This window comes from Methanoregula sp. (assembly GCF_023227875.1).
Lineage (GTDB): Archaea > Halobacteriota > Methanomicrobia > Methanomicrobiales > Methanospirillaceae > Methanoregula.
In genome coordinates this window covers 61322-78843 of record NZ_JALOCH010000006.1, presented here as the reverse complement: position 1 = coordinate 78843, position 17522 = coordinate 61322, and the positions used below count along the sequence as shown (strand labels likewise).

At 55.3% G+C, this 17522-nt stretch carries 16 protein-coding genes; 8 read left to right on the top strand and 8 right to left on the bottom strand.

The window, feature by feature from the left end; translation table 11 throughout:
• Positions 1 to 362 precede the first annotated feature (362 nt).
• Positions 363 to 1694 carry an ATP-binding protein gene (locus tag M0R30_RS07860; RefSeq protein WP_292545598.1) on the top strand — a complete coding sequence of 444 codons (1332 nt, stop codon included), beginning with the start codon at positions 363 to 365 and terminating at the stop codon, positions 1692 to 1694.
• A gap of 539 nt (positions 1695 to 2233) precedes the next feature.
• Here M0R30_RS07860 and M0R30_RS07855 read toward each other — a convergent pair.
• The 6 genes from M0R30_RS07855 to M0R30_RS07830 form a co-directional block, all read right to left on the bottom strand.
• Positions 2234 to 2482 (bottom strand): hypothetical protein, encoded by a 249-nt coding sequence (locus M0R30_RS07855; RefSeq protein WP_292545596.1) that lies wholly within the window; start codon positions 2480 to 2482, stop codon positions 2234 to 2236.
• Positions 2483 to 2546: 64 nt separating this feature from the next.
• Complete coding sequence (locus M0R30_RS07850; RefSeq protein WP_292545594.1) at positions 2547 to 3410, bottom strand: class I SAM-dependent methyltransferase; 864 nt, start codon at positions 3408 to 3410, stop codon at positions 2547 to 2549.
• A 66-nt stretch (positions 3411 to 3476) separates the two neighbouring features.
• A complete protein-coding gene (locus M0R30_RS07845; protein WP_292545592.1) occupies positions 3477 to 4664 on the bottom strand; it encodes an ABC transporter permease in 1188 nt (395 codons plus the stop codon).
• Positions 4661 to 5320 (bottom strand): ABC transporter ATP-binding protein, encoded by a 660-nt coding sequence (locus M0R30_RS07840; protein WP_292545851.1) that lies wholly within the window; start codon positions 5318 to 5320, stop codon positions 4661 to 4663. The genes M0R30_RS07845 and M0R30_RS07840 overlap by 4 nt, the downstream gene beginning before the upstream one ends.
• A 29-nt stretch (positions 5321 to 5349) precedes the next feature.
• Positions 5350 to 6333 (bottom strand): CARDB domain-containing protein, encoded by a 984-nt coding sequence (locus M0R30_RS07835; RefSeq protein WP_292545590.1) that lies wholly within the window; start codon positions 6331 to 6333, stop codon positions 5350 to 5352.
• 200 nt (positions 6334 to 6533) lie between these two features.
• Positions 6534 to 7205, bottom strand: coding sequence for a Yip1 family protein (locus M0R30_RS07830; protein WP_292545588.1), 672 nt, complete (start codon positions 7203 to 7205; stop codon positions 6534 to 6536).
• Positions 7206 to 7702: 497 nt separating this feature from the next.
• Between M0R30_RS07830 and M0R30_RS07825 the strand changes: the two genes are divergently transcribed.
• Complete coding sequence (locus M0R30_RS07825) at positions 7703 to 9061, top strand: TrpB-like pyridoxal phosphate-dependent enzyme (protein WP_292545586.1); 1359 nt, start codon at positions 7703 to 7705, stop codon at positions 9059 to 9061.
• Between the two features lie 22 nt (positions 9062 to 9083).
• On the top strand, positions 9084 to 10226 hold the full coding sequence (locus M0R30_RS07820; RefSeq protein ID WP_292545585.1) for an ATP-NAD kinase family protein: 1143 nt from the start codon (positions 9084 to 9086) through the stop codon (positions 10224 to 10226).
• Between the two features lie 53 nt (positions 10227 to 10279).
• Here the strand turns inward: M0R30_RS07820 and M0R30_RS07815 are convergent, their stop codons facing one another.
• A complete protein-coding gene (locus M0R30_RS07815; protein WP_292545583.1) occupies positions 10280 to 10864 on the bottom strand; it encodes an acetate uptake transporter in 585 nt (194 codons plus the stop codon).
• 49 nt (positions 10865 to 10913) lie between these two features.
• A complete protein-coding gene (acs, locus tag M0R30_RS07810) occupies positions 10914 to 12806 on the bottom strand; it encodes an acetate--CoA ligase (RefSeq protein ID WP_292545581.1) in 1893 nt (630 codons plus the stop codon).
• A gap of 164 nt (positions 12807 to 12970) precedes the next feature.
• On the opposite strand from acs, the gene M0R30_RS07805 reads away from it, so the two are divergent.
• The 5 genes from M0R30_RS07805 (at position 12971) to argB (ending at position 17499) form a co-directional block, all read left to right on the top strand.
• Positions 12971 to 13879 carry an ADP-ribosylglycohydrolase family protein gene (locus tag M0R30_RS07805; RefSeq protein WP_292545579.1) on the top strand — a complete coding sequence of 303 codons (909 nt, stop codon included), beginning with the start codon at positions 12971 to 12973 and terminating at the stop codon, positions 13877 to 13879.
• A gap of 96 nt (positions 13880 to 13975) precedes the next feature.
• On the top strand, positions 13976 to 14962 hold the full coding sequence (gene argC / locus M0R30_RS07800; protein WP_292545577.1) for an N-acetyl-gamma-glutamyl-phosphate reductase: 987 nt from the start codon (positions 13976 to 13978) through the stop codon (positions 14960 to 14962).
• Positions 14963 to 14977: 15 nt separating this feature from the next.
• On the top strand, positions 14978 to 15469 hold the full coding sequence (locus tag M0R30_RS07795) for a CBS domain-containing protein (protein WP_292545575.1): 492 nt from the start codon (positions 14978 to 14980) through the stop codon (positions 15467 to 15469).
• Positions 15470 to 16627, top strand: coding sequence for a bifunctional glutamate N-acetyltransferase/amino-acid acetyltransferase ArgJ (gene argJ, locus M0R30_RS07790; protein ID WP_292545573.1), 1158 nt, complete (start codon positions 15470 to 15472; stop codon positions 16625 to 16627). It abuts the gene before it with no gap.
• A complete protein-coding gene (gene argB, locus M0R30_RS07785; protein WP_292545571.1) occupies positions 16627 to 17499 on the top strand; it encodes an acetylglutamate kinase in 873 nt (290 codons plus the stop codon). Before argJ ends, argB begins: the two co-directional genes overlap by 1 nt.
• The last annotated feature ends 23 nt before the right edge of the window (positions 17500 to 17522 follow it).

Below are 17522 nucleotides of genomic sequence, written 5' to 3'. Positions count from 1 at the left end.
GTTTTGACCCCTCCCTGTCCTATAGAAATCCGGCCCCGTATCGTGCCCCGTTGTACGCGTTTTGCCTCACCCCCCATTCTGGCAGAGGCAATGAAACAGAAAAACACGGTAATTATTCGGGAACGGATCAGGGTTTTATGACGGGAATTGGTGAGGTAATGTACAGCAACGTTCTGTTGGCATCCGCCCGGAGCACCCCGGCTCCAGCAGGTTCCGGTGTCGATCCTCAGGGAGAGACCCCTTGGCGTGCGAAATTTCGCCTTCGTGCGACTCTCCTTCGGAGAAGCCGGAGAATGCCCCCCAAATTCCGGACATAACCATACCATAACCGTATTAACTTCCGGAATAAACTATACTATACTGTGGACAAGGACTACCTGGTTCGGCTCATCCGGGAATACAACCCCCAGCTCCAGGGCACGCCCGTACCTGTCCCGGCTACCCGTCGGGACCTGTATGAGGATATCGAGCCGTGGATGCAAAAGAAACAGGCTGTTGCGATCGTCGGACTCCGACGGATCGGCAAGACCACGCTGATGCGTCAGCTCATGGCCGATCAGGCCGGCACGGCGATCTTCTTCTCGTTCGATGAAGAAGACTCCCGCAAAAAGGACGTCCTTGTCTTCGTCCTTGACTACGCGATCACCACCCTGCATGCAACAACGATCTTCCTTGACGAGATCCAGTACGTGGAGGACTGGGAAGGCATCCTCAAACGGTATTACGACCAGACCGGGATCAAGTTCGTCCTCTCGGGCTCTGAATCGCTCGACATCTCGAAGGCCAGCGCAGCGCTTGCGGGCCGGCTCGTAACCTTCCGGCTGTACCCCCTCTCCTTCCGCGAGTATCTCATGCTCAAAGGCGAGGATGTCCGAGTGGGGCCGGTTTCCCTGCAGGATTACCCGGCAATGGAAGCACTCTATCACGAGTGCCTTACCCGGAAGGAACGGTTCGAACAGGCGTTCCTTGAATACCTGTACAAGGGGGCGTTCCCGGAACTTGTGGCAGAGAACGAGAGCCCGGTGATCCGGAAATATATCCATGATCTTGTCGTCCGGAAGATCATCTACCGGGATATCCCGGCTATGTTTGATATCCGCAGACCGGATCTGCTCTTCGAACTGTTCCGGTACGCGTGCAGTACATCATCGCAACTCTTTGACATCCAGAACCTTGCCCGCCATTTTGGTGTCCACGCTGAAACCATCTCCACGTACCTCTTCTACCTCCGCTCGGCATTTCTTGTCCGGGTCACTGAAACGTATTCGAAAAGCCCGGCAACGCGGGTGCGGAAGAACAAAAAACTGTTTGTAACCCACCCGGCCATTGCCTGTGCTGTGCTCGGGTACAGCCAGGAACAGGTAATCGACCAGCTCCGCGGCCAGTTTGTCGAGACGCTCTTTGCCGGCCGGTATTTCTGGCGGGACCGTCACAAGCACGAAGTGGATCTCGTCCTCGATACTCCTGCCGGGCTCATACCTGTGGAGATCAAATACCAGAACCGCATCAGCCCGTCAGATACCAAAAACCTGCTCATCTTCATGGAGGAGTACAACGTCAGCACGGGCATCCTGGTAACAAAAGACCTGTTCGATAAGAGAATTGCCGGGGGCCGGGAGATCCTGTATATCCCGGCATGGGTGGCACTTCTTGCCAATACCATTCCGCTTTCGGATCCTGTGCATGAGGGCTGATGGTTACAAGTGGAGAATGATAGCTCCTGGAGCCAGGATTCTTCAGCACCTATCTCTCTTCCCACAGGTCTTCATTCCACCGTACTTGGACTGAGGATAGAAATCCCCGCTCTTCAGATTTCCTGGAGCTCCATCAAGTCACCAGATCCTTTCCGCAAACCAAAAAATCTCAAAAAATTTTTCGTCCCGCAAAAAATTTTTCCGGTTTGCCCCTGCCCGACCCCCCTCATTAGGGGGATCAAAAATATCTTTATTTCCTATGGAACCTATGACGTAATTATGCCCGAATAATCCTCCAGGAGAAATGAAGGGGGGTCGGGCAGGGGCAGGTTTTCATTCCGGATTTTTTTGCGCTTAAAAAATTTTCAAACCGGAAAAAATCCTGAAAAAAGTTTGAACAGTATCGCACAGCAGGTGGCCAACTGCAAGGGAGAAGCTCAGGGAAGCAATGAGCCGGATCCAGAGGGTTGGATAACACACATTTCTCCTGAAGGGAAAAGAGGAAAATTTTCTATTTTTTTAATCAGCAGTTCCGCATCTCATTTTTCCCGGATAACGAGGTACATGCCGATGAGAGCAGCAAGGATTGCTATCAGGTTCAGGACAGCGAGGGTATCTGCCGGGACACCCACGGAGTTCAGGTAATCGAAGAGTGCGAAGAGGAGAAATGTCGCCGCGAAGAGGTACCCGTAGGTCTTTTTTAAGGAGTACCCTGCATGCAGTCCTAAAACACCGATGACCAGCTCAAGGAGCATGGCAACCGGAGTAATAACCGTGGAAAGTGCCATGATAAACCATAACCCTTTCTCTTATATAAAAAAATACGAAATGGAACTATCGCCAGAGGTGTAGTCAGGCAGCATCTGCCTTCTTCCACCAGATCTTTGCAAAGGTGGAATCTCCGGAGACAATCACGTCCTCTCCCTCTGTCCGGATGCGTGAGGCAATGTACCTGTCAATGATCTGTTCCTGCTCCGGTGTCTTTACACTGAACCGTTTCCGGAAGAACACCTCCATCTCTTCCCGGGAGGTGAACCGGTATTCCTTTGAGAGCGGCAGCATCTCCACGTTCGCGTAGATCCCCATCTGGTAAAGGACGTTGAAGAGACAGTCGGCCTTGGGCCCGGAATAATACGGCGTCCCGTGCAGGGGCTCCCAGAGATCGGCATACATCCGCTCCCAGAACGGCATGTCAACGAACCAGTACAGGCACACGTACTTCCGTGATGCCGCATCCATCTTCCTGAGAGCGGCCCGGATATCCTCCATCGTCAGGGAAAGCGACGCAATCACAACATCGTACGGGCCGGAGAGGTCCCGCGCAATATCCACGTCCTCCCACCGTTTCTGCACGCAGGAGATATTTGCGATGCCCTCCCGTGCCGCCCGTTCCATGAGGGTGGAGACCATCCCCGCACCGGGCTCAACTGCCGTGACCTCCCTGACCCGTGGGGCGAGCGGTACTGCAAGCGTCCCCGGCCCCGCACCGATGTCCAACACCCGGGAATCCCTGCTGATATCGAGCCCGTCAAGAGTGAGCCGGATACGGTCATCGTATGCGCTTTGGGAGTTTGTGTTGTACCGTTCCGCGTTCTCCTTCCTGTTCCAGTCATGGGATGGATCGTCGGATGCTTTCGAGAGCTCGTGCTGTTTCTGCCTGGATTTCCAGACCTCATTCCAGTCAGGGGCCATAGCTGCCGGGTCCGAAGGGCTCATAGATGTAGAGTATGCACGCGGCCGGTAATAAAGTTCACATGATGCCAAAAAAAGAAAGGGATCCGGTCATTCGTGCCGGAGCGCATCGATAGGGTTCAGGTTCGCCGCCTGCCATGCCGGGTAAAGCCCGCAGGCAAGACAGACAACGATCCCGAACCCGACACCCTCAAAAACCGAGAACGCCGTTGCGAAGGTGAACAGGTACTTCGTCGACTGGAGCATCAGGGCACTGATGGCATATCCGGCAACAAGGCTCAGGATGCCCCCGACTGCGCTCCCGATCACGCCGATGATTGCGGCTTCGTACACGAACATGCTCATCACCTCCTTCTTCTGGGTGCCGATGCTCCTCATGATGCCGATCTCCTTGACCCGCTCATTGACCGACATCATCATGATGTTGAAGATCGAGACACCGGCAACAACCATCGAGATCCCGCCGATTGCCGTGACGAATGTCGTGACCGCGCCAAACGTCTCATAGATGGAGGCAAGTGTCGCCTTGCTGTCCATCACCGAGACGACCTTATCCCGCTTGTTCAGCTGTTTCTCGATGACGACCTTGACATCCGCAGTGTCCTGCCCGCTCTTGACCTTGACCACGACCTCGTCATAATTCTCCGTCTTGTACGTGTTCTCAAACCAGGCCTGGGTGGCGATAACAGCATTGTCCGTGCTGATATCGAAACTCATGCCCCGCTCCTTGATAATGCCGGTGACGCGGAGGGTCCCCTTCGAGCCGTCAGTGCCCATGGAGATCCGGGACCCGACCTTGATGTTGTTGTCCTTGGCGAACGCCGATCCTACCAGGCAACCGGAATTGGCATTGTTTAAACTGCCTGCGCTCAGTTCGAAGTTGAGGTCAGGAAGATACTTCGGGTCCACACCATAGACCGAGGCAACGATGTCATCGCCCCCCACCCCGACTTTCATCCGTTCCGATGTCGAAAGCACGGGTATCGCAACGCTGGGAGCAACGGCACGTTTGATCTGTTGGAACTGCTGGTCCGTGATCTTCATGTTCTCGGAACTCCCGCCTCCTCCGCCGAATCCTCCACCGCCGCCCGCGTACGGGAAGACGATGACGCTGTCTCCCACCGACGAGAGGCTGTCAGAAACGGTTGCCACCAGGCTGTTGCCGAGAATCCCCATCGACGCGATGGCAACAACACCGATCACGATCCCGAGCATCGCAAGGGTCGACCGGAGGAAGTGCAGCCGGATATTCCGCTTTGCAATCTCCCAGAAGATCATGATACGATCCTCCCGTCAGAGATTCTGATTGTCCGCCGCGAGTATTCGGCTATATGGGGGTCGTGGGTGACCATGATGATGGTTGTACCGTTCCGGTTGAGTTCGGTCATCAGGTCCATGATCCCGGCCCCGGTCCTGGAGTCGAGGTTGCCGGTCGGTTCATCGCAGAGGAGGATGTCGGGGTTGTTGATGAGCGCCCGGGCAACGGCGACCCGCTGCTGCTGCCCACCCGAGAGCTCCGTTGGCGTATGGGTGAAGAGTGAGTCATCAAGCTGGACGGCACGGAGCACTTCTCTCCCCCTCTCTGGATCTACACCCTTGCCGGTCTTGAGCATCATGGGGAACGTGACGTTCTCGATGATATTCAGGAGCGGGAAGAGATTGAAGTACTGGAAGATGAACCCGATACGGTCCCGCCGCAGGCTGGTCAGCTCCGCATCCGACATATCCCCGATCCGGGTGCCGCTGATGTAGATATCCCCCTCGGTCGGGGTATCGAGGCACCCCATGAGGTTCAGGAGCGTGGACTTCCCGGATCCCGAGGGACCCATGACAGAGATGAACTCGCCCCGGTCCACTTGGAACGAGACACCGTCCAGTGCCCTGACATCCCCCGCGGGAAGCGGGTACACCTTGGCCACGTCCTGGAAGAGCATGACCGGCTGGTCGTCTGCTTCTTGCGGCGTCACTGCTTCTTCTTCCTGAGGTAGAAGAACCATCCTCCAACAAATACCGCGACAATGACCAGAGCGGCAATGATCGGTATGAGCGGCGGGCCGTCATCTTTTACAGCGGCAAGCCTGCCATCGGGAACAGTCACGTTCTGGGCCGAGGTATATATGTTCCCGTCGCTGTCCTTGAAGGAGACCTGAACTGGCACACTTGTTGCCTTTCCATCAGTTGTGAATGTGATCTCGAAGCTTCCGAAATCATCCGGTTTGAGCGCCTGGACCACATAGGTCTTGTATGGGTCTTCAGGGACCGCCGGTGGAAGGGCAGTCACCATTACGGCATTTGCAGTTTCGAGTCCGGCATTCGTCACATCACCCGTTACGCGGTACGTGGTCCCGACAGACGTGACCTGAATATTACTCATGACAGGGTCTGCCTGCTTCTTGTCAACCCCGAAGGTGATGGGGATATTCATGGTGACTTCGTGAGGGTTGTTACCATTGTCGTAGGTGAGGTGAAGGTTAAGGGTCGTCTCCTGGTCCGGCGTCACGGAGAAGTTCACCGGCGTCTTTGCCCCGGCTGCGAGGTCACCGACAAATGTCCTCGAAGGTGAGGCGGTTATGCCAGCTCCTGAAACTTCAAGGATAACATTCCGCACATTGTTTTTCCGGGGATTTGCCACCTGCATGTTGATGGTCTTCTTCTTTCCCTGCATGAAGGCGTCAGGCTGATCGACAACAGTCAGTTCAACGGGCGTGTTGTCGATCTGGACCAGTGTTTTATGGTTGAGATTGGAATCGTAAAAACTCGCGGAGAATGTCGGGTAATAGTCTCCCTCAGGGGCATCTGCAAGTATGGAAAAGGTAAATGGCCGTGTCTGGAGGGGACCCAGTGTAATCGTGGTATCAAAATTCTGACTTAAAAGTTGTAAATCACGGTCATAGAATGTAATATGGTTTAATTTTACGCTGGTGTTGGCGTTTCCGTTCGTTACCAAGTATGTGACAGTTCCCTTATCTCCGGTAAAGAAAACCACAGGATCAAACGTCGTATTGGATACGAATACTTTTCCGGTATAATAGGTTCCAGTTACTGGATCTTCATACAGAAGTGAATACGTCTCGCCGCTTACCACACAAACAGTCATACTCATAAGCAGCAGAAGGGCGATGCCTGTAAAAATCCGGTTGATTTTCATTAGGAGACTCCAAGGGAATAGATCATATAGAGGATATAGAGGACGACCGGGATGCCCACGCAAAGCGCCGCGTCCCGTGACGAGAGCTTCCGGGCATGCTGGAGACCGAAGATCCAGATATTCGCGCTCCAGAGCAGGAAGACGATCGTGATGAGGGTCGTGATCTGGGTCAGTTCCACCATGGCCGGGTCCCGCATGAGGCCTGTCATGACCTGCTGCATTGCCGCGGGATCCTGCATCATGGCAGAGGTGATCTTGGGAACAACGATCTTCGGCACGTATTCGATTGCCGCGATCAGGGTGATGACGGATCCGATTACCTGGGGAAGGTACCCGTACCCTATCACCTGAAGGGTCCGCTTGAAACTGCCGTCACCTTTGAATGCCATCGAGAGGGCAAAGACCACGGCCGTCCAGATAATCCAGAAGATAAATACCCCGATTACTGCCCCGACGACTGACCCTAGGGTAATAATCATCCCGATGCCGGGGACTGCATCGGACATCATCTGTGCCGTTGATCCACCAAGCAGGTATCCATAACCTGCAGCAGCAATACCGCCGGCCAGCAGGATGACCAGCGGCCACTTGAAACTCTCTTCTTTCTCTCCCATCAGGCCTGAAAAGAACGCACCGGGCCGGATCAGGATGTTAATAAAAGTACGTAACATAGTTCACCATTTTTCCTGTTCATGTGGTATTCTGGAACGAATAATTGAATGAAGAATATTTCCCGTCAACATTAGGATGTTGACAAAAATATACTTTCTGTTATGTCATTTCGGATTACGATACAGTGTTACGTGAGATCTGCCATCAACAGAGTACCCGCAAAACGGACGTCCACCCTGGCACTAACCGTGATAGGAGTGTGCGTTTTCCCCCAATAATGGTTTTCTGGTGTGGTTCGGGGCAGTCAGTTTGCTCACATGGGGGGAACGATCTTCTGTCCAATCTCGTGACATGTCATAACATTGTTATCTATCTCTAATAAAAATCTGAATAAGAGATACATTACTGCCATTTTCTGAAGATGAACGCGAAATCTGGTACGCGAACCGACTCCTGATATTTCTTATTATGGATTTGTAATCAAATGTGTTAATAAGTGCAACAATAAACAAATTTGTTCCACAATGTATATATTTATACAAAGTAACTGTTGTATATGCAAACGAAAATCCTCCTCGATGAGGAGCAGATGCCAAAAAAGTGGTACAATGTCCAGGCGGACCTTCCGTCACCACTTGACCCACCGCTCCACCCGGTCACCCAGAAACCGATTGGCCCCGCAGACCTGTCAGCGATCTTTCCCATGGAACTGATCCGGCAGGAAGTGAGCACGGACCGGTATATCGATATACCGGGAGAAGTGCAGGACGTCCTGCGGCTCTGGAGGCCAAGCCCCCTGTACCGTGCCTTCCGGCTGGAGAAGTTCCTCAAGACACCGGCAAAGATCTATTACAAGTGGGAAGGCGTCAGCCCGGCCGGGAGCCATAAGACCAATACCTCCGTCCCCCAGGCCTACTACAACATGAAGGCCGGGATGGAGCGGATCGCAACGGAGACCGGCGCCGGGCAATGGGGGTCCGCACTGGCCTTTGCTACGATGCTTTACGACCTTGAGTGCACGATCTACATGGTTAGATCCAGCTATGCCCAGAAGCCTTACCGCAAATCGATGATGAATGTATGGGGAGCGGAATGTATCCCGAGTCCCAGCACCAAGACGAACTCCGGGCGTGCAGTCCTCGAGAAGGACCCGGAGACGCCGGGTGCGCTGGGCATTGCGATCTCCGAGGCTGTCGAGGATGCAGCGACCCACGCCAACACCAACTACGCGCTCGGCTCGGTGCTGAACCATGTCTGCCTCCACCAGACCATCATCGGGCAGGAATGCCGCGAGCAGCTGGCAATGGTGGATGCATACCCGGATGTCGTGATCGGGTGTGTCGGTGGGGGATCCAACTTTGCCGGGATCTCATTCCCGTTCGCGGGCGACAAGCTGACCGGGAAACACAAGGATACCGATCTCATCGGTGTTGAACCCGCCTCGTGCCCGACACTTACAAAAGGGCTCTATACGTATGACTTCGGCGACGTTGCCGGCCTGACGCCGCTCATGAAGATGTTTACCCTTGGCCATGATTTCGTCCCCCCGTCCATCCATGCAGGAGGCCTCCGGTACCATGGGGACTCCCCGATTGTATCCCGCCTTGTCCACGATGGCGTGATGCGGGCGGTCTCGTATCACCAGAGCGAAGCCTTCGAGGCGGGACAGATCTTCTCGAGAACGGAAGGGATCATCGTTGCCCCGGAGGCAGCGCACGCGGTGAAAGGGGCCATCGATGAGGCGCTGAAATGCAAAAAGACCGGTGAAGAGAAGACGATCCTGTTCAACTGCACCGGGCATGGCAACTTCGACATGTCGGCGTACGATGCGTACTATGCCGGCAAGCTGGTGGACTACGAATACCCGGACGAACTGATCAGGGAAGCGATTGGCCGGATACCCAAGATACAATAACCCTCTACAGCCATCCTTTTTTATGAAACGTATTGGTCTCATCGTCAACCCGGTTGCGGGAATGGGCGGGTCGGTGGGGCTGAAAGGCACTGACGGGCAGGAAGAGGAGGCACGGGCCCGCGGTGCAGTGCCGCATGCCGGTGACCGGGCCCGGATGGCTCTTGAACCGATAAAGAATGCAAAGGGGCTCTGTTTTCTGACCTGTTCCGGGGACATGGGCGAATCGGAACTTGCCGGTTCCGGTTTAACTCGTTACAAGATCGTTTACACGTCACAAGGCAAAAGCTCCGCCACGGACACAAAGGAAGCCGCACGGGTATTGCTGGGGGAAGGTGTTGACCTGATCCTCTTCTGCGGGGGGGACGGGACGGCCCGGGACATCTTCTCGGTGGTAGGAAGGGATATGCCCCTGCTCGGGATCCCCGCGGGAGTGAAGATGTACTCCGGGGTCTTTGCCATCAGCCCCGCTGCCACAGCTGAGCTCGTCACGGGCCTGGAAAAGGCGGTGCTGCGTGACTCGGAGATCATGGACGTGGACGAGGAAGCGTACCGGGCCGGGACCCTTGAAACCCGCCTGTATGGCATTGCCCGGACACCCGTTATCCGGGGGATGGTCCAGGTCTCAAAACAGGTGTACGAGCAACCAGATGAGGAACGGGCGAAACTGGAGATTGCGCAGTTCATGCAGGAAGTGATGTTGCCGGGCACGCTCTACATCCTCGGGGCGGGAACAACAACGGAAGCGATCGCACGGTACCTGGGGATCAGGAAGACTCTCCTCGGGGTGGATGTGGTTAAAAACAGTAAGCTCGTTGCCCGGGATGCGGATGAGAAGGCACTCGTCGGGCTGACAGAAGGTGAAAAGGATGTCCGTATCATCATCAGCCCGATCGGCGCACAGGGCTTCATCCTTGGCCGGGGCAACCAGCAGATCAGTGCAGAAGTCGTGCGGAGGGCAGGTGTTGCGCATGTCATTGTTGTCGCAACATCGCATAAGCTGCAGGAGACCCCTGAACTGCTGGTGGATACTGGCGATCCTGCCCTTGACCAGGAGTTCGGGGATTCGATCCAGGTCATCTGCGGGTACCGGCTCGCACAGAGGAAGAAGATCCACCAGCCGGCACAACACGAACCCGGTGCAAAAAAAGATAAACCCGAACAATGAGGGACAGCCGTTTTTCCTTTTTTTAGGAAGGGAATAAAGGAAAAAGGACGGTGTTATCCAAGCGGTGCGACCGTCCGCTTGTACATCTCATTGAGTACCTGTGCCAGTCCCGCGTAGATCGCGATGAACCCGCAGAGGATTCCCTCGTACCCGGCGATCATCGTGATCGTCCCGTTTCCTGTTAAATCGCCAAGGGCCAGCAGGAAGAACAGGATCGCGAGGGTTGCAAAGACACACTGCAGTGCCCGGTTTGCCTTGAGCGTTCCGATGAACATGACCAAGGTGAAGAGCCCCCACATGAAGAGGTATGCGGCCATCGCATCTTTCGATGTTGCCTCAGCCAGCCCCATCTTCGGGAGGACGAGCAGGGCGACGAGTGTCATCCAGAACAACCCGTATGAAGTGAACGCCGTTGCTCCGAATGTATTGTTCTTCTTCCACTCCTCGATACCCGCAATGACCTGTGCCAGGCCGCCATAGAAGATGCCCATCGCAAGGATCATCGATCCGAGTGCGAAGAACCCGGCGTTGTGCAGGTTCAACAGCACTGTCGTCATCCCGAAACCCAGGAGCCCGAGGGGCGCTGGGTTTGCCGTGAAATCAAGGTTTTTTACCTGTGTTATCGTCTCATCTGACATAGATTATCGCCTCTTGGTGATTTGTTGTCCGATTGCCAGGCATGGCCTTTCATTCTTCAAGCGTTGAGACGTCACCTGGATCAATTCCCATCTCCTGTGCTTTCAGGACGCGGCGCATGATCTTGCCGCTCCGTGTCTTGGGCAGCTTGTCTACGAAATCAATCTCATGGGGGATGGCGATCGGCCCGAGCGTTGTACGGACATGGTGCATGAGATCCTGCTTGAGCCTGTCACTGGGGTTGTTCCCTACACGGAGGATGACGAACGCCTTGATCGAGTTCCCCTTCATCACATCGGGTTTCCCGATGACTGCGGCTTCGGCAACGGCATGGTGGGAGACGAGTGCGCTCTCCACCTCCGCGGTGCCGATATTGTGGCCGGCAACGATGATGATGTCATCTGACCTCCCGAGGATCATAATGTAGCCGTCCTTGCCCTTGACAGCAAGGTCACCCACGGTATAGACGCCGCTGATGGTCTCCCAGTACTTCCGGTACCGCTCGTCATCTTTGTAGACCGTGCGCAGCATGGCCGGCCACGGGGATTTGATCACGAGAAGCCCCCCGGTGCCAGGCTTGACGGAGTTCCCGTCTTTATCCACGACATCCGCCTCCACGCCCGGGATGGGTTTCCCGGCAAAACCCGGGCGCATCGGTTCCCCGATCATGGTGGTGATCATGTGCATCCCGGTCTCGGTCTGCCACCAGGTGTCAAGGATGGGTGTTCTCGATTTGCCGATGACGCGGTAATACCACTCGAATGCCTCAGGGTTCAGGGGTTCACCGACGGATCCGATGATGCGCAGGGAACTCAGGTCGTACTTGTCCGGCCACGACTCCCCCATCTTCATGAACATCCGGATTGCCGTGGGGGCGGTATAGAAGATCGTGATCTTCTGCTCTTCGATCAGGTTCCAGTAACTCCCGGCATCCGGGTAATCGGGGGTTAACTCGGAGATGAAGACGGTCGCGCCGACAGCGAGAGGTCCGTACACGATATAACTGTGGCCGGTGATCCACCCGGGGTCCGCTGTACACCAGAAGGTGTCGTTGTCCTTGATGTCGAAGATATACTTGCTTGTGTAATAGGTGCCGACCATGTACCCCCCGCAGGTGTGCACAATTCCCTTGGGCTTGCCGGTCGATCCGCTCGTGTAGAGGATGAAGAACGGGTCTTCAGCATCCATGACTTCAGGTGGGCAGACATCGGACATCCCATCCATCATCTCATAGAAGTCCAGTTCATTTTCATGAAGGTCGACATGGGGTTCTCTCCTTCTTAAGACAACCACGTGCTCGACCGTGGATGCATTGATGATCGCCTCGTCCACGATTGCCTTGAGCTGGATCGCCTTTCCGCGGCGGATCGTGATGTCTGCCGTGATGACAACCTTTGCATCTGCGTCCGTGATGCGCATGTTGAGCGCAGCAGCGCCAAACCCTCCGAAGACGACGCTGTGGACTGCACCGATACGGGCACAGGCCAGCATGGCGATGAGCTGCTCAGGGACAAGCGGCATGTAGATACAGACGGTGTCCCCTTTCTTCACACCGATCTTCCTGAGGGCATTGGCGAACCGTGCCACCTGCGAGAGGAGTTTCTGGTAGGTGAAGATCCGCTCCCGTCCGCCCTCTCCTCTCCAGATCAGAGCAACCTTGTTCCGCCTGGTATCGTTGACGTGACGGTCAAGACAGTTTGCCGTGATATTCAGCTTGGCACCGGTAAACCACTTGGCATACGGGTAGTTCCACTCCTTTACCTTGTCCCATGGAGAAATCCAGTCAAGCTCCTTAGCCATCTTCTCCCAGAACGCATCGGGATCCGCGAGGAACTCATCGTACGCTTTCTGGTAATCACCCATCCATGCATTTTTCCGGTACTGTGGGTCGGGGGTGTAGGTTTTCACATCCTCGACAAGCCTGACATCGAAATCTTCTGTCATGTCGCACCAATTCTACATTATTAATCATGCTGAACATTCTATATATATCTTGTCGAATGTTCTTTCGACAGTTACATAATTTTTCCAAAACAGAAAAATCATCAAAAGCCCGCAGAAGCGGATATACGAAGGGTTATCTATCCGGGTTTTTCAATATAAGATCGATGCAAAAAAAGTTCAAGGGGTGCCTGTTGGGTGCGGCGATCGGCGATGCGCTCGGTATGCCCAATGAGAGTGCATCTCCAAATCTGAATAAAATGAAATACGGGTACCGCCGCCCGTACAAGGGTCACCCGAACGACGACCTGAAACCCGGGCAATACACTGACGATACGCAACTGATGATCCTTGTGGGGACCCTTCTTGCGGATCGTAAATACAACGAAGACCGGTACGCAACGGCACTCCGGGAACTCTATCTGCGGGGAGCACTCCGTTTTCCTGACGGCTCCATCTCTGCCGCATGTGAACGTATGGAGAAACAGAACGTCCCGCAGAAGGGTGTCAAGTCCACCACTTCCGGCTGCCTGCCGGTTGCGGTCCCCTTTGCGTTGACATACCCTGACATGAACGAGGCGTGTGAGAGAGCCGTGAGGGCCTGCAACATCACCCATTCCCACCCGGCTGCCCATGCGGCAGTATCAACCGTTGTTACCCTCATCTACCATGCACTACATGAGTTACCAAACCCTGTTGAAAAGGCCATGCAGAAAGCGCTTTCAGAAGACGATGTCCTTGGTGGCAAGATCCGTAATGCCCTCTCGCTGGAGAGAGAGGGAATGGAAACCGAGACCGCCCTTCTCAAGATCGGCAATGATGTGTCCGTCTTCCAGACCCTCCCCATTGCATTCTTCCTCATCAGCCGGTACACCCATCCCCCCGACCTCCTCACGGTTTCCGCCAACACCGGGGGAAATACCGATACCATCGCCCTGATCTGCGGGGCCTTCCTTGGAGCCTCAAAAGGCATGGATGCGCTTCCGGAAGATCTCCTCAAAGGTCTTGAGGACCGGGACCGGATCGAGCTCCTCGGGCAGCGGCTCTTCAGTGTCTATTCGCATAAAAGCCCGTGAATCAGCCCCCGAATCAATAAAACAAATAATTTTCCGTTGCCTTTTTTAAAAAGCCGGTTTAAAAAGCATTAAATTTTTACACCCGGATATTACTGTATGAAAGTTGCGATTGTCGGGGCTTCCGGCTATGCCGGCGGCGAACTGGTCCGCCTCCTCCTTCACCATTCTGCGGCAAAAGTCACGTGTGTCACATCACGCAAACTTGCAGGCACTCCCCTGGATCAGGTCCATCCCCACTTGAAAGGGTTTACCGATCTCACATTCACAAATCCTGAGACCGATGCTATCGACGCCGATGTGGCATTCCTCGCTGTCCCCCACACTGCCGCAATGCAGTACGCGGGCAAGCTGCTCTCCCGCGGGATCAAAGTGGTGGACCTGAGCGCGGACTACCGCCTGGCAAAGGATGTTTTTGAGAAGGTGTACGGTGTTCCCCATACCGACTACTTCGCAGCACCCTATGGTATTCCTGAGCTCCACCGCAGGGACTGCATCAACGCAAAGTTCGTCTCCAACCCCGGCTGCTTCCCGACCGGCGCCACCCTCGCAGCTGCTCCTCTTGCAAAATACGCCCACACGATCATCTACGATTCCAAGACCGGTGTCAGCGGAGCCGGTGACAATCCCTCGGCAACCACCCATTACCCGAACGTGGGGGACAATGTCGGGCCGTACAAGCTGACGACCCACCGGCACGTTGCCGAGATGAAGCAGGAGATGGCTTTCCTCGGGTCGAAGGCAAAGGTATACTTCACACCCCATCTCGTCCCTGTCAACCGGGGCATCCTGACAACCGCACATATCCTGCTTGACGAACCCATGGAGCAGAAAGAGGTGGAGAAGCTTTACCGTGACTACTACAAGGACGAGTATTTCGTCCGGTACCAGAAGCCCGTTCTCGCTGCAGTCCGCGGGAGCAACTTCTGCGACGTGATGGTGGAGAGCGAAGGGAGCCGTATTGTTGCAGTATCAGCGATCGACAACCTCGTGAAAGGCGCCAGCGGACAGGCAATCCAGAACATGAACCTGATGTGCAGCTTTGAGGAAACCGACGGCCTGACTGGTGCAGGCATGCTGCCATAGGTGGAGGTGAGTCTCATGCTCGTACAGGACGCAATGACAAAAGATCCGGTTGTATGCACATCGGCAACCCCTCTCCGCGACGTGGTCGCCCTCTTCCGGAAAAATCATATTGGCGGACTCCCAGTTATGGAGGGAAAGGAGCTGGTGGGGATGATCACGGAGTCCGATCTCATCTCTCTCCTCGAGACCGAGCGGATCTCCGATGACCTCTGGCTCCCGTCCCCGTTCGAGGTCATCGAAGTGCCGATACGGGAGTACATCAACTGGGAGAAGACCAAGCATGCGCTGACCAATATCGGCGACATGCCTGCCAAAAAGGTCATGACCCACCGGGTGATCACGGCAACCGGGGAGATGGATGTCGAGGCTGCCGCCTCCCTCATGCTGAAGGAGGGGATTGCCCGCCTGCCGGTCATGGAGGGGAAGAAGATCGTCGGGATCATCACACGGGCGGATATCATCAACGCGATCGGATCGTCCTATTCCGGAAAAGAGGGTGGTGAATAAATGGCATTTTTGAGTATCTGCGCAGTCCCCGGCGTAAAAGCCTGGGGTATGAAAGAGGGAAAATACGGTCTTGCGCTTATCGAAGCCCATGGCACGGCAGCCGGTGTGTTCACGGAGAACCTCGTAAGGGCGGCCCCGGTTGATCTGATGAGAAAGCAGATCAAGGCGGGGAAACTGGACGCGGTCATTGTCAACAGCGGGTGTGCGAATGCCTACACGGGAAAGCGTGGAGTTGCCGACGCGGTCACCATGACCGAATACGCCGGTTCGGTGCTTGACGTAAAACCCTCACGGGTAGGCGTTGCCAGTACCGGTGTCATCGGGCGGTACCTTGACCTGCCCCGGATCCAGCGGCAGTGCAAGGCCGTTGCCCCGAAGCTTGCCCGCAATGCCGAGGCAGAGGTCGTTACTGCACAGGCGATTATGACCACGGATACGGTCCAGAAGCATGCCCTCGTGAAGAAGGACGGATTCTGTATCGGGGGGATCTGCAAGGGAAGCGGCATGATCGCACCGAACATGGGGACCATGCTCGCGTTCATCTACACTGACGCAGAGATTGGTGCAACGCCGCTCGCCGATGCCCTGAAACTGGCAACCAGACGCTCCTTCAACCGTGTGGTTGTCGACGGCGACACGAGCACGAACGACATCGCGCTCTGCACTGCCACCGGTGAAGCGGGTAAAGTCAAACTTGCAGAGTTCAAAGCAGCGTTGGAAGAGTGCTGCCGCTCCCTTGCAATGCAGATTGCAGCAGACGGCGAGGGCGCAACAAAGCTCCTTGAGATCATCGTCAAGGGGGCAAAGAAAGAGGACGATGCCGAGAAAGTTGCCCGAACCGTCATCGAATCCCCGCTCGTGAAGACTGCGGTCTATGGGGAAGACCCGAACTGGGGCCGTGTCGTTGCCGCTGCGGGAAGGGCCGGCGTGAAGTTCGACCCGAACGCGGTCTCGCTCTGGATCAGCGATAACAGCAAAAAGTACCCGCTCGTGAAGTCCGGTGAGATCATCGCCGACCTTGTTGCAGCCAAGAACGCGATGCACGGGAAGAACGTGACCTTCATCCTCGACCTTGCGGCAGGAAAAGCTGAAGCAACCGCGTGGGGCTGCGACCTCACCGAGCGCTACGTGGAGATCAACGGGAGGTACACCACATAATGAAGCGTGAAGACGTCCTCATGGAGGCGCTGCCCTACATCCAGCAGTTCCATGGTAAAACGATCGTGATCAAGCTCGGTGGCCACGCGATGGTCGACCCCGTTGTGCTGGAAAATGCCATCCGGGACGCCGTGCTCCTCCATTATGTCGGCATCCGTGTCGTGCTCGTGCATGGCGGCGGCCCCGAGATCAGCGAGAAGATGAAGCAGATGGGCAAGGAATCGGTCTTTGTCGCGGGGCTCCGGGTCACCGACCAGGAGACGCTCGAGATCGCCCAGATGGTCCTTGTCGGGAAGATCAATGCCGGTATCGTCTCCCTTATCGCCAAATGCGGAGCCCGTGGTATCGGGATCTCGGGCAGTGACGGGAACCTCATCCTTGCAAAGAAGATGGAGGTCCAGAAAGTGGAGATCGGGGGAGTCCAGAAAGAGGTTGATCTCGGGCATGTCGGCGAGATCGAGTCAATCGACCCGGCACTCCTCAACACCCTGCTCGATACCCGGTACATCCCGGTCGTTGCCCCGATTGCCATCGACCGCTCTGGTGGCAGCCTGAACATCAATGCTGACACGGCCGCCGGAGATATCGCGATTGCCCTCAAAGCATACAAACTCGTGAACATGACTGATGTTGACGGGGTCATGGACAAGAACCGCACCAAGGTCTTCCGGCGACTGACCGTAAAGGATGCAAACGATCTCAAACAATCCGGGGCAATCGGGGAGGGTATGATCCCGAAGGTAATGTCGGTCATCAGGGCCGTGGAGAACGGTGTCAGTTATTCCCACATCATCAACGGGAACATCGAGCACAACCTCATCCTCGAGCTCTTCACGCACGACGGTGTCGGGACGATGATCTCCCGCTCCTGAATTTTTTAAACAGGCATTTTATT